A 12577-nucleotide genomic window follows, 5' to 3' on the forward strand; every position below is an offset into this window, starting at 1 on the left:
GGGAACCGGCATCAGGCGGCGAGGGCGAACGGCAGGGCGGAGGCGGTGAACGCCTCGGCCTGCTGCCAGGTGAGCGGACGAAGGTCGAGCTGGGCGCCGACAGCGGCGGTCTCCACCACCGCGCAGGCGGAGCGCAGTTCGTCCTCGGTGTCGGCGGAGACGGTCAGCAGGCCGGTCAGGGCGACGTCGGCGTGCCCGGCGATCAGCTGCCGCTCGCGGGCCTGGATGTCCTGGTACTCCACCGAGTCGGCCTCGGAGACGACCTGGCCCTTGCGGGCGCGCTCGGCCGAGTCGGCGATCACGCTCGCCTTCTTCCGCTGGACGTCGCGCATCGCGGCGTCCAGGTCCTTCGGCTCGTAGGACAGGGAGACGGTGCGGCGCACCCCTGAGGCGAACATCACCTGGTGCAGGAAGCCCGGTGACGTCTCGGTGCGCGGCCAGTTCTCCACCCAGTAGGTGGAGTGGTGGGCGGAGTCTGTCGAGATGTGGTCGGCCTTCTCCACCACGACCACCGGGCCCGCGGCCGCCGGGTCGGCGGCCGGGCGGCCGTCCTCGGACCAGCGGTCCAGCGCTGCGAGCGACTTGGGGTCGTAGGCGGTGCGCGCGACGGCGGCGATCTCGTTGGCGGACAGCCAGCCGTTCGAGTTGAGGCCCGCGGTGCGGGCGGCCTGCTCGAACGCGGAGGTCAGCTGAGCCAACACGCTGAAGCCTCCGGCGAGGCCGCCGCCGGCCTGGTTGATCAGGCGCCGGGCGGCCTTGAAGTCCAGCGCGATGGCGACGTAGGACTCGTGCGGGGCGGCGGCCGGTCCGGCGTTGCGGATCAGCTCGCCGTAGAGGGCACCGGCCAGCGGGGCGTCCCGGGCGCCGTGCTCCTCCCAGTACCGGCGTAGCGCGTTGCCGGAGTCGGGGACGGTGCGCTCGATCACCTGGATACGGGCGACGTGCCCGGTGCGGGCGAGCGCCGCCAGCGCGCGGCCCCAGCCGTTGACGTTGGCGTTCTGGGTGCCGGGGTCGAGCAGGGCGTAGGCACGGGAGGAGACCTTGACGACCGCGGTGAGGGTGCCGGCGTGCGGGTCGTGGACGGCGCCGTACCGGCGGTCCGGGGCGGTGACCACGCGCAGGCTGGCCGCGCTGCCGGGCAGGTGCAGCAGACCCTCGCGCACCGGCCGGCGGGAGGGACGGGCGAGCCAGACCAGCTGGCCCCGGAAGCGGCGGAGCGCGTAGCGGACGGCGATCGGCGCCCAGTCGGCGAGCGTGCGGCCCCGGTAGCGGACGAAGACGAACGCGGCCACGGACGCCCACAGCGGGACAAGCTGCAGGGCGCCGACGACACCGCGGGCGACGAGCACGGCGAGCAGGAGCAGTCCGGTCGCCGAGACGGCGATCAACTGCGAGGCGCTGAGGCCGAGGAGGATGCCGCGCCTGGAGCGGTGGGGGAACTTGACCGTCGCAGGAGCGGCGTCGGACTTCGGTGCGGAGGGCATGGGGCGATCCAGCCTGTGAGCGTGCGGGCAGTGGGCACAGGGGGGTGGGGCCGGGGCGGGCCGGAGGAATCGGCCCGCCCCGGGTGGCGGTCCGGTCAGGAACCGGACGCGGGTGGGTCGTTCGGGTAGATGAACCGGACCGGATCCGGCGTGGACATCCCGGCCGGCGGTGGCCCGTCGGCAGGCGGCCTCTCCGGACTCGGGGTGGCCGCTGATGCGGACGGCGTGGCCGGGACCGAGGGGGCCGGCGAACCCGAGCTTGGCGGCGTGACCGTCCCAGCGTTGAAGAAACCCCGGGTGCTCGGGGCGGACGCGGCGTTCTGCGCCGCGTCGCCGTCGGCCTGCGGCTGCCCGCCGTCGCCCTCGGAGGAGGGGCGGGTGACCAGGGCCGCGAGGCCGGGCCGGGTGACCAGGGACCGGCCGCGGTCGCCGGGCGCGCTCGGGTCTTCGCCGAATCGGAAGGTCGTCGGCTGCTGCGCGGGGCCGGCGTCGATGCCCTCCTTGCTGATCCGTCCGGTCGGGTCGATGCCGGAGGAGACACCTCCGCCGTCCACGCCGGGGACCTCGCTGGGGCCCTGCGGCGCGGGAACCCCGGTGCCCGCCTGCATCGCAAGGCTGCCGGCGGTCTTGGCCGCGCCGGCGGCGACCGCCATGCCCGCGACGCCGGTGCGGTGGAGGTCGTCGTGGCCGCCGCTGTCGGTCGCCCAGTGGACGAACTTGTAGACCGCGTAAGGGCACAGGAGCACCAGAGCCATGATCACGATGCCGGCCATGGCGTCGGACAGCGCGCCGAGCCCGTCCTTGGCGTCCGTCTTGCCGATCGCGGAGACGCCGACGAGGAACACCACGGTCATCAGCAGTTTCGACACGACCAGGGTGGCGGTGGCCTCGATCCAGCCGCGTCGCCAGCGCTTGGCGACCTCCCAGCCTCCGCCGGCACCCGCGAACGCGGCGAGCGCGACCAGGACCAGGACACCGACCTTGCGGGCGACCATCACCGCCCAGTAGAGGAACGCGCCGACCGCGCAGCCGACCGCGACGAGCGAGGGGATCGCCCAGCCGAGGGGGAACATCGCCCCCAGCTGGGACACCTTCACCAGACGCCGGATCGCGTCGTCGACGCTCGTGTTCGCGGCTTTGAACAGCCCGGCGGACAGCGCGTCGACCACGGTGACGGCCACGGCGGTCAAGCTGATCGCGCCGAAGGAGAACAGGACACCGGTCATGGTGCCCCAGGCAGCCTGGGCGAGAGCGCGCTCGTCCCGTCGCCAGGCGGCCAGGATCAGCTGCGCGCAGAACGTGCCGACGGTCAGAATCAGACCGATGGGCAGGATGAGCTGGTAGTTGTCCCGGAACCAGGGGGCGGACAGGTCGATGGCGGTGGTCTGGTCGACCGCCTTGGCGGCGAGGTCGACGGCACTGGCCGCCAGCTCACCCATGCTCTTGGCGATCCACGCGCCGATGCCGTCGGTGATGGACTTGCCGGGGTTCGAGGCGAAGCTGACCGCGTCGACCACGGTGCAGACCTGGCTCATCAGGGGGATGTCGCAGACACCCACGAGGGGTACCTCCTTTCTCGGGTCGGAGCTACGGCGCGACGGACGGCATCACGCCGACCAGGGCGCAGGGACGGTCGGGGCGGCACTGCACGGCGAGGGTGGTCGAGCGGTCCTCGGCGCCGCCCTCGGGCGCGCCGTTCCACGAGATCGACTGCTTGCCGGACACGGTCACGGCGTAGACGTACGCCCGGGTGATCGCCCCCGGATCGGACTGCAGCGCCCGGGTGAAGGCCCCCGGGAAGTGGGCTTCGGCCGCGGTCGCGGTGGCGAACTGGCCGGAGTCGGCCATCCGCCCCCACAGCAGCGGCGAGGGCACCTGGCGCTCGACCGAGTCGGCGTCGACGTACTGTCCCTCGGCCGTCAGCCACCGGTGGAGCGCGGCCGCCAACTCGGGCTGCGAGTACGACCGGGTGTCGTACGACCACAGGGCCACCGCCGCGGCCTTCCCGAAGGCGATCGGGTCGCGGGTGTCCGGCGGCACCGGTAGCGCCGCCGCCCGGCTCCCCGCCGCCGCAGACGCAGATGGGGACGAAGTGGGCAGAGCGGGCGAGCTCGAAGCCGCAGCAGGACGGCTGGACGGCGTACGGCTCTCGCGGGTGGCGTAGGAGAGCAGGCCGGCCAGGGCGACGAGCGCCACCAGGACGACGGTGCCCAGCAGCACCCGGCAGCGCACCAGGGCACCGCCGGAGGTGCCGCTGCGCCAGACAGAAGAGAAGGAACGTTTCTGCATGGCTACTTGACCTGGCTGCCGAGTCCGCTGAAGAAGGCAACGACGCCGTTGGCCGCGCCGAGGAGTAGGGCGGCACCCGCGCTCACGAGGACGCCCTTCTTGCCGTTGGCCTCGGCCTGGTGGCCGCCGGAGTGGTGGCCCCAGGCCCACACTCCGGCGCTGACCGCGAGCGCGCCGACGACCGCGATGATGCCGAACAGGTTCAGGCTGCCCATGACCTGCTTGAGGACGGTGAGGCCGGGCAGGCCGCCCTCGTTAGGGGTGATCCCAGGGTCGTAGGCGAGCAGCGTGGCCGCGTTGGCGAGAAGCAAAAGGGGAACCTCAGTTCGATTTCAGGCGCGCAAAGAACGTGCCAGGGCGGAGCAGAAAGGGGAGGGGGGAGAAGCGCCGGTCAGACGACTCGGCGGGCCGCGAGAACCTGCGGCTGCCACTCGGCGAGGGTCGAGATCTTGACCACGTCGCCGGTCTTGGGGGCGTGCACGACGAGCCCGCCGCCGATGAACATCCCGACGTGCTCGGGCCGCAGGGCGTTGCCCCGGGTGAATAGCAGATCGCCGGGCTTCAGGGCGCTGGCCGAGACGGCCGTGCCCTCGCTGACCTGTGTGTAGGTCGTCCGGGTCAACGTGGCCCCGGCCGCCCGGTAGGCCATCTGCATGAGCGAGGAGCAGTCGCAGCGGCCCATCGGGTCGGCGCCGTGCGAGTCGGCGCAGGAACCGCCCCACTGGTAGGGCGTGCCGAGCTGGCCGAGCGCCCAGCGGATCGCGGTCTGCACCTGGGGTGGTGCGTCGGCCGGGATCGAGTACCCCTCGGGGAGGGTGCCGGGCGGGATCGCCCCGAAGTTGCTGCCGTCGCCGCCCGACGTCGAGCAGCCACCGCTCGCCGGCGGACTCGCGGTGGAGGGGCCGGTGGGAGACTGGCTCGCGCTGGGCCCGGGCGACGAGGCCGGGCCGGTGCCAGGATCGGCCAGTAGCGGGGCGATCGCCTGCTGGAGCGCCGTCGCCAACGGCTCCCACTTGGCGTACGCGTCCGGGAAGCCGGAACGCTGCACCGCCTGCGCGGCCTGGGTAGTCGTCATCGAATCCCAGCCGGAGACCCGCTTGAGTCCCTCGTAGAACTTCGTCGAGGCGTACACCGGCTGCATGATCTGCTCGGCCGTGCCCCAGCCCTGCGAAGGCCGCTGCTGGAACAGCCCCAGCGAGTCGCGGTCTCCGTAGTTGATGTTGCGCAGTCCGCTCTCCTGGAGCGCGGTCGCCAGCGCGACGACCTGCCCGCGTACGGGGATGTGCATCGCGACACCGGTGGCCTGGATGGCCTGGGCGTTGGGGACCTGTTCGTCCGGCTTGTCCAGCCCGGCCACGCCCGGTCCGCTGAGCGGGCTGGAGCCGTTCAGGATCGCCTTGACCTGCTGGGCGACGACGGCGGTGTCCACCGCCTGCGCATCGCCGCCGGGAAGGCAGGTGGCGGAGGCGCTCCCGGCGGCGACCACGATCGGCAGGGCCAGGACCAGCGGGCCGACGGCAATGAGGCTGACGAGGGCGCCCGCGGACTTCCTCATCGTCGCCGCCGTTCGGCGGGGCGGCCGGCCGGGACGACCGGGGCCGGCGGGTCGAGGCATGGCTGTGCCAGGGCGTGCTGCATCGCAGCGGCTCCTCGGGGTTCGTAGGAGACGCGGTGCCGGCCCCTCGTGCGAAGAAGTCGCCGGCACCGCACCGGTGGTGAATCCGCCTCTCAGGGCGGGCCCGGGTCAGAGGAGTTGGTAGCTCCCGGACGCCGGTCTCGGGTCACGCGCGGCAGCCGGCCGCGCTCGTAATCTCAGGCGGAACACGAATCGCTCCTCGGAATGCGCAAGGGGAGAAGCCGCAGGCCCACCAGACGGGGGACACGACAGACCAACGCGTCGGATGCGGCCGGCTTGGCCCGCTGCCCGGTTGGCATGGCGAGACAGTAGAGCCCGATCCCGGCCGCACCAAACAACGCCGGACCAGCGGGAATACGCAACGCCGCCCGTTAGGCACGGCCGCCGATCGCGACTACCTTCCCCTGCATCCCCGCTCCCCGCGGCTGCCGCAGGGCGCCGCCCGGAGCGGGTTCACCCTGCTCCGAGGAAGGCCACCATGAGCCGCTTCACCCTCCACCGAGGCGATGCCCTCACCGTGCTGAAGACCCTGCCCGACGAGTCCGTCAACGCGGTCATCACTGACCCGCCGTACAACAGCGGTGGGCGCACCAGCTCCGAGCGCACCGGCCGCGACGCCCGCGCCAAGTACGTGACGTCCAATTCCGCCCACGACCTGAAGACCTTCCCCGGAGAGAACCGCGACCAGCGCTCCTACCGCTCCTGGCTCACCGAACTGCTCACCGAGGCTTACCGGGCGAGCACCGAGCACGCCGTCGCGATGGTCTTCACCGACTGGAGGCAGGAGCCCACCACAGTCGACGCTCTCCAGATGGCCGGGTGGACCTGGCAGGGCACCATCCCGTGGATCAAGCCCGCCAGCCGGCCGAGGAAGGGCGGCTTCAAGCAGTCCGCCGAGTTCATCACCTGGGGCGTCAAGGGCACCCTCGACAACACCCGGGACCTCTACCTGCCAGGCCACTTCACGGCCAGCCAGCCTCGCAAGGACCGGGTCCACATCACTCAGAAGCCGCTGGAGGTCATGCAGCAGCTCGTCCGGATCTGCCCCGAGGACGGCACCGTCCTCGACCCCTTCACCGGCAGCGGATCGACCGGCATTGCCGCCCTGCGCGAAGGCCGGCGCTTCGTCGGCGTCGAACTCTCACCGCACTACGCCGAGATCGCCGAGCGGCGGCTGCGGGCAGAGCTGTCCCAGGACGACTTCGAACTCGCCGGGCCGGAGATGTGACATGACCGAGACCACCCGGCCGACCGGCTGTAGACGTAAAGGGGCGGCCGGAGCACCAGGCTCCAGCCGCCCCTTCCACTCGGGTTAGGACTCCTCGACCGCCCGCCGGATCAGCGGCACCGCCTTCTCGACGTCTTCCGACGAGGCGATGCGCACCTCCAGGTCGCCCGTACCAAGGTGGCCCTTGTTGCGCACGTTCCGCGTGAAGCCTTCCTCCAGCTCCACCGTGTCGGGGTCCAGCCGCAGGTACAGCAGAATCGCCCGGTGCGACGGCGACGAGCGGAAGATCACGGAGGCCACGTTCAGCAGCCGCTTGTAGGCGATGTAGTGCTTGAGTGGTACCACCTCCAGCTCGCCGGCCGCGGTCAGCGCCTCGTCCAGCTCGCGGTACAGCTCCCGCAGGCACTCGGGCACCGCCACCTGCTCGTTCGCCGGCGCCCCCGCCCCCTCCGGCGTGCGGTCGACCTCGACGACCGGCTCGGTCGGCACCGACGGTGCCGACTGTGCCGACCCGGCGAACCCGGGAACCGTCTCGACCAACTGCAGTGTCAGCAAGTCGGGGCCGAAGAGCCGGTACCGCACGAGGTCGACCCGGCGATCCCGCTGGTGGAGGGATGCGGCAGCCCGGTCGTGGCGGGAGAACTCGCCCGCCACGCAGATCACCCGGGGCCGGCGCCAGTCGACCGCCTCCGCCGCCTCGGACCCCAGCTGTCTGCACACCAGCGCCTCGAACTCGTGCCGGTGGGCCGTCAACCAGACCAGGTAGGACGTCGCCTGCGTGATCACCCCGGCGTCGCGACCTCGCTTGAACTCGATCACCACCGGGGTGTCGTTCTCGTCCAGGCCAAGCGTGTCGATCCGCCCCTGGTGCCACGGCCCGGTCGGATACTCCGAGGCCAGGAGCCGCACCCCCAGCATCGCCTCCAGCGCCTCCTCGACCCGCCGCTGCAGATCGCGCTCCCGTGTCACCGTCGAGCCCCGCAGCTCGACCTCACGGCCGCCGGCGTTCCGCCGGAACACCTTCAGGTCGGTCACCCTCGCCCCCTTCCTGTGACCATACGGATAGGTCAATCATGAAGAGGAGCGTGCTATTCCGGATAGGATCGGGTTCCTTGGCTGAACCACCCTGGGTTGGCCTGTGCCGATTGCCCGGCCTCCGGTCATCGGAGATGGAGAAGCCGTACGGTGAGGCCGACCAGGGCTGCGGGCGCGGTGGTCGAGAATGCCACGACAGCGGCTCGAACCAGCCCGTCGCGACGGCGCTCGCACTGAAGACCGCGTCGAGTAGTGCGTGGGTGCTTGCGGTTGGACATTGTGGCCTCTGAGAGCGGGGTTGGTTGTCCCTGTGAGCTCCCGGCTGAACCAGGTGGGCGCGGGGGTGCCCTTGACACACCCTCACCATCTCGGTGGTAGTTGTCCCGTGTCGCACTCGCGGCACCGTGGCGGCACGACGGGAGGTCAGGAAGCGCCGGGACTTGCCAGAATGACGAGATCGCCGCACTGTTCGGCCGCCAACTCGGCTTCGGCGCCACGAGGGGCACCTTCGAGGAGGATGGTTTCGCCGAGCCGAGGTCGGGCATGCACACCTGGCTGACGCCATTCGTGTCCAGCTCGCGCGTCAGCTCCTGAACCAGCTGCCGAACCGAGGGGATCAGCACATTGTTGAACGATCGAATCAAGCGGGCGTCGGCTGCCGTCTTCCTGGCCGGGGCCGCGACGGCCGGCCTGGTCGTGGCGGGGGAGGGGTCCGCCTCGGCGGCACCGAGCGTGTCCATCGTCAACGACTACACGGGGGCCGCGTACGTCTCGCAGTCCACGTGCAACTGGGTTGCGCAGCAGGAGAACCAGAACACGTACGGCAACCCCTACGGTGACGGCGTCCAGTACTACTACTGCGCCCAGCGGTCGTCGGACGGGATGTGGAACCTGTGGTGGCGGCACTACGCGTGACCTGACCGCAGTCCCTATCCAACCCGGCGGCTCGGGGGCGAAGGGACCGAGGCACCGGACGTGTGGGTGACCGTGCGAGCCGCCGTGGTGAGGACGTTCACGGGGGTGCCGGTCAGCGGAGGGCCGGCCGGCCGGTGCGGATGGCGTGCAGGGCGCGGTCGACGGTCTCCCGGTTCTCGCCGACGGGGGCGACGTAGTCGAGGACGTCGCGGGCGGCGCCCTCGCCGAGGGTGCGGGTGATGACCCAGGTGGCGAGGTACTGGGAGGCCAGGCAGCCACCGGCGGTGGCGATGTTGCCCTCGGCGTGGAAGGGCGCGTCGAGCACGGTGAGGCCGCCGGCCTCGACGAAGGGGCGGCTGGTGCGGTCCGTGCAGGCCGGCATGCCGGCCAGGAGCCCGAGACGGGCCAGGACCAGCGCGCCGGAGCACTGCGAGCCGATCAACTGCCGCGTGGGGTCGAGCGGCAGCATCGAGATCAGCCGGTCGTCCGCGACCACGTCGCGGGTCCGGATACCGCTGCCGATCAGCACGGCGTCGGCCTCGGCCGCGAACTCGATCGGGCGCTGACCGGTCACCTCCACGCCGTTCATCGACCTGATCACCGGTGTCGGCGTCGTGATGAAGGCCTCCAGGCCGTCCTCCCGGCACCGGTTGATCAGGGCTGAGGCGATGAAGCTGTCGAGCTCGTTGAACCCGTCGAACGTGACCACTGCTACCTGCATCTCGGCTCCTTCGTGTCGGGCGCCGGATGGCGGAGGCCATTCAGCCGCCGGTGGTGACGACCATGCGGAACCGCACTCGGCCCGAGGCCGCCTTCGCCACCACCTGAACAGTCTCCTCCAGTGGTACCTCCTCGCTCCAGGGCGCGCACCCCCGTACGGGCCGCGAACAGCAGCGCGTCCGGCGTGTCGACCGCGGTGCCCGAGGGGTGTGGCCGTAGACCGGCCGAGGTACTGGTGGGCTCGGGTATTCAACCGTCGCGAGTTGACCCACCTGACTCCGACACCGACACTGCTACTGAGCGTGTCAGCGAGACATCACCGATGTCTCCGCGTCGCGGAATCGCTTGGGCCGACCCCGGATGTGATCGTGAGGGCGGGGCGGGGGCGAGGGCCACAGCGGCTGTCACGGATCGGGCTGCTGTCCGGTCATAGGGAATGACAGGACGGCGTACCCCATGGCGCCGTCGGTGCTTCGGTCGACGCTCTTCACGAGGAGAACACCATGAAGCCCACACACCCGGACTCGCCGGTGCACGGCGAACTGGTGCCGTCCCGCTATGCGCTGAAGGTCGGCGACATCGATGTGATGGTGATCAGCGACGGAACACTGCAGATTGCGGCCGAGACGTTGGCCACCAACGCCGCCGAGGCCGACCTGTCCGCCTGGCTCGGCGAGAACTTCCTGCCGGAGATGCTCGTCTATCCGGTGAATGTGGCCGTCGTCCGCAGCGGTGGCCGAACCATCCTCATCGATTCCGGGCTGGGGACGGAATTCCCCGGCTTCCCGCGGGCCGGGCAGTTGGCCATGCGACTCGACGCGGCCGGGATCGATCCGGCATCCGTGACCGACGTGGTACTCACCCACCTGCACATGGACCACATCGGCGGGCTGCTCGTCGAGGGGTTGAGGGGCCGGCTGCGCACGAACCTGCGGGTCCACCTGGCGTCCGCCGAGGCCGAGTTCTGGGAAGCGCCCGACTTCTCCCGCACCGCCATGCCGGAAGCGGTGCCGAAGGTACTGCGTACGACCGCCTCGAAGTTCCTGGAGCTGTACCGCGGCCGGCTCGAGCCGTTCGAGAAGGAGCACGAGGTGGCGCCAGGAGTGAGGGTCGTTCGTACCGGCGGCCACACCCCCGGCCACAGCATCGTCCGCCTGGAGTCCGGCGGCGACCGGCTCACATTCGTCGGCGACGCCGTGTTCCAGTGCGGGTTCGACAAACCCGGCTGGTACAACGGCTTCGAGCACGACCCCGAGGAATCGGCCCGCGTCCGGGTCCGTCTCCTGACAGAGATGGCGGCGACCGGCGAACAATTGCTGGCGGCCCACGTGCCGTTCCCGTCCGTCTGCCACGTGGCGGTCGCCGGCGACGCCTTCCGTTTCGTGCCGGCCGTCTGGGACTACTGACCGACTCCGGCCGGAGCCGACATCCCGATCCGGCACCGGGGCGAGGCGGCCCTCGGCGGATGAGTACCCGGGCAGGGCTGCCGATGCGCGTCCCCGTCAGTGCGGAGGAAGTCGCACCGCGGCGGGATCATCGCGCGCCTCGCCCCTGACCGCAACAGAAGAGGCCGCGCTCCACCACGTGCTGCGGCAGTCCGCCGCACGAGACGGCCAGCCAGGAACAGGACTTCCCAGCAGCCGGCGGACATGCTGATCCGCTCGGAAGGTAGGAGACTTTGGACGTCTACGAGGCAGTCATGAGCCGACGGGCGGTTCGTGGATTCACCGACCGACCAGTCCCGAGGGAGGTACTGACGCGCGTGCTGTCCGCGGCGGCTTGGGCGCCATCCGGATCGAACCTCCAGCCGTGGCACGCCTACCTGCTGACCGGCGCCCCGCTGGCAGCGCTCAAGAAGCGCGCAGGCGAGCGCCTCGCCGCGGGCGATCCCTGGGACGAGCCGGAGTACGAGATGTACCCGCCCACACTGAAATCCCCGTACCACGAGCGCCGATCCGATTTCGGCAAGCAGCGCTACGGCGCGCTCGGCATCTCGCGCGAGGACGTGGAGGCGCGACAGAGGGCCGCGTCCGAGAACTGGAACTGCTTCGGTGCACCCGCCGCCCTGTTCTGCTACGTCGACCGCGACCTGGGTCGACCCCAGTGGTCCGACCTTGGCATGTATCTGCAGACCGTGATGCTGCTGCTGCGCGCCGAAGGGCTTCACAGTTGCGCGCAGATGGCGTGGGCGAAGTTTCACGGGACCGTCGCCGAGATCCTGTCACCGCCGGACGAACTGATCCTCTTCTGCGGAATGTCGATCGGATTCGAGGATGTCACGGTAAGTCACCCCCGTACCGGCCGGGCGCCGCTCGACGAGACGGTCGGATTCGTCGAGGTGTAGAAGCCGTTGCTCTACTCCTAAAAAAAGTCGGCAAGAAAGGGTGAAGAAATGAAGATCGCAGTCATCGGTGGGACCGGGCTGATCGGATCGCAGGTCGTCACGATCCTCAAGGCGAACGGGCACGAGGCAGTGCCGCATTCTCCGTCCACCGGTCTGGACCTGCTCAGCGGGGAGGGCCTGGCGGAGGCACTGAACGGCGCCGACGTCGTCGTCAACGTGACGAACTCGCCGACCTTCGACGAAGCCTCACCCGCGTTCTTCCAGCAGACCATGGACAACCTGCTGACAGCCGCCGAGGCCGCCGGCGTCGGCCACGCGGTCATCCTCTCGATCGTGGGCGCCGACTTGGTGCCGGACCTGGTGTACTACCGCGCCAAGGTGCTGCAGGAGGATATCCTCAAGGCCGGCCCCGTGCCGTACTCGATTGTCCGCGCCACGCAGTTCTTCGAGTTCATCGACCCGGCGCTGTCCTGGACCTCCGACGAGCACAGCGTCCGCCTGCCCCCCACGCTCGTCCAGCCGATGGCCTCGGCTGACGTCGCCCAGGCCGTGGCCGACGTCAGCGTGGGTGTCCCGCTGCGGGGCACCCGTAACGTTGCCGGCCCCGAGGTCTTCCGGCTCGACGAACTGGGCAGGATCACTCTCGTCGCCCACGGCGACCACCGCACCGTCGTCACCGACGACACGGCCGGTATGTTCGCCGCCGCCCGGGGCAAGGCCCTCATCGCCAAGGACGGCGCCGTCATCGCCGGGACTGCCTATCAGGACTGGCTCGCGCGCTGACCCGACGGGCCCGCGCGGCGGATGTTCGCCCGGGCCCGTCAGTGGACGATGCCAGTCGTGCATTTTGGCCGGGTTGAGCACGATCCACAGGCTGGTGACGCTGCCCTGGCCACTTCGAAGCCGATCACCGCGATGGCACGGCG

At 70.8% G+C, this 12577-nt stretch carries 12 protein-coding genes; 5 read left to right on the forward strand and 7 right to left on the reverse strand.

Going from position 1 to position 12577, the window contains the following annotated elements:
- Positions 1–11 precede the first annotated feature (11 nt).
- The 5 genes from ABTX81_RS05880 to ABTX81_RS05900 form a co-directional block, all read right to left on the reverse strand.
- A complete protein-coding gene (locus ABTX81_RS05880; protein ID WP_350541761.1) occupies positions 12–1484 on the reverse strand; it encodes an SCO6880 family protein in 1473 nt (490 codons plus the stop codon).
- Positions 1485–1579: 95 nt separating this feature from the next.
- Complete coding sequence (locus ABTX81_RS05885) at positions 1580–3043, reverse strand: SCO6881 family protein (protein WP_350541762.1); 1464 nt, start codon at positions 3041–3043, stop codon at positions 1580–1582.
- Positions 3044–3071: 28 nt separating this feature from the next.
- A complete protein-coding gene (locus ABTX81_RS05890) occupies positions 3072–3773 on the reverse strand; it encodes a hypothetical protein (protein ID WP_350541764.1) in 702 nt (233 codons plus the stop codon).
- Positions 3774–3775: 2 nt separating this feature from the next.
- Entirely contained in the window at positions 3776–4084 is a 309-nt protein-coding gene (locus tag ABTX81_RS05895; RefSeq protein ID WP_350541766.1) for a DUF6112 family protein, read from the reverse strand.
- Positions 4085–4164: 80 nt separating this feature from the next.
- Positions 4165–5328, reverse strand: a complete 1164-nt coding sequence (locus ABTX81_RS05900; RefSeq protein WP_350541768.1) for a C40 family peptidase — start codon at positions 5326–5328, stop codon at positions 4165–4167.
- A gap of 559 nt (positions 5329–5887) precedes the next feature.
- Here ABTX81_RS05900 and ABTX81_RS05905 point away from each other — a divergent pair.
- Positions 5888–6637, forward strand: coding sequence for a DNA-methyltransferase (locus ABTX81_RS05905; protein WP_350541770.1), 750 nt, complete (start codon positions 5888–5890; stop codon positions 6635–6637).
- Between the two features lie 84 nt (positions 6638–6721).
- Here the strand turns inward: ABTX81_RS05905 and ABTX81_RS05910 are convergent, their stop codons facing one another.
- Positions 6722–7672, reverse strand: a complete 951-nt coding sequence (locus ABTX81_RS05910) for a DUF5655 domain-containing protein (protein ID WP_350541772.1) — start codon at positions 7670–7672, stop codon at positions 6722–6724.
- 627 nt (positions 7673–8299) lie between these two features.
- Between ABTX81_RS05910 and ABTX81_RS05915 the strand changes: the two genes are divergently transcribed.
- Positions 8300–8587: a hypothetical protein gene (locus ABTX81_RS05915; RefSeq protein ID WP_350541774.1), complete on the forward strand. Its 288-nt coding sequence runs from the start codon at positions 8300–8302 to the stop codon at positions 8585–8587.
- A 112-nt stretch (positions 8588–8699) separates the two neighbouring features.
- Here the strand turns inward: ABTX81_RS05915 and ABTX81_RS05920 are convergent, their stop codons facing one another.
- Positions 8700–9308 (reverse strand): DJ-1/PfpI family protein, encoded by a 609-nt coding sequence (locus ABTX81_RS05920; RefSeq protein ID WP_350541776.1) that lies wholly within the window; start codon positions 9306–9308, stop codon positions 8700–8702.
- 502 nt (positions 9309–9810) lie between these two features.
- Between ABTX81_RS05920 and ABTX81_RS05925 the strand changes: the two genes are divergently transcribed.
- The 3 genes from ABTX81_RS05925 (at position 9811) to ABTX81_RS05935 (ending at position 12434) form a co-directional block, all read left to right on the forward strand.
- On the forward strand, positions 9811–10713 hold the full coding sequence (locus tag ABTX81_RS05925; protein WP_350541778.1) for an MBL fold metallo-hydrolase: 903 nt from the start codon (positions 9811–9813) through the stop codon (positions 10711–10713).
- Positions 10714–10985: 272 nt separating this feature from the next.
- Positions 10986–11651 carry a nitroreductase gene (locus ABTX81_RS05930; RefSeq protein WP_350541780.1) on the forward strand — a complete coding sequence of 222 codons (666 nt, stop codon included), beginning with the start codon at positions 10986–10988 and terminating at the stop codon, positions 11649–11651.
- A gap of 48 nt (positions 11652–11699) precedes the next feature.
- Complete coding sequence (locus ABTX81_RS05935; protein ID WP_350541782.1) at positions 11700–12434, forward strand: SDR family oxidoreductase; 735 nt, start codon at positions 11700–11702, stop codon at positions 12432–12434.
- Positions 12435–12577: the final 143 nt, after the last annotated feature.

Origin of the sequence: Kitasatospora sp. NPDC097605 (genome assembly GCF_040302725.1) — a bacterium.
In the GTDB taxonomy this organism is placed as follows: domain Bacteria; phylum Actinomycetota; class Actinomycetes; order Streptomycetales; family Streptomycetaceae; genus Kitasatospora.

Bases quoted from the DNA above. Each gene is read 5' to 3' on its own strand.
- ABTX81_RS05880 (WP_350541761.1), bottom strand. From the start codon at position 1,484: ATGCCCTCCGCACCGAAGTCCGACGCCGCTCCTGCGACGGTCAAGTTC.
- ABTX81_RS05890 (WP_350541764.1), bottom strand. From the start codon at position 3,773: ATGCAGAAACGTTCCTTCTCTTCTGTCTGGCGCAGCGGCACCTCCGGC.
- ABTX81_RS05900 (WP_350541768.1), bottom strand. From the start codon at position 5,328: ATGAGGAAGTCCGCGGGCGCCCTCGTCAGCCTCATTGCCGTCGGCCCG.
- ABTX81_RS05905 (WP_350541770.1), top strand. From the start codon at position 5,888: ATGAGCCGCTTCACCCTCCACCGAGGCGATGCCCTCACCGTGCTGAAG.
- ABTX81_RS05920 (WP_350541776.1), bottom strand. From the start codon at position 9,308: ATGCAGGTAGCAGTGGTCACGTTCGACGGGTTCAACGAGCTCGACAGC.
- ABTX81_RS05925 (WP_350541778.1), top strand. From the start codon at position 9,811: ATGAAGCCCACACACCCGGACTCGCCGGTGCACGGCGAACTGGTGCCG.
- ABTX81_RS05935 (WP_350541782.1), top strand. From the start codon at position 11,700: ATGAAGATCGCAGTCATCGGTGGGACCGGGCTGATCGGATCGCAGGTC.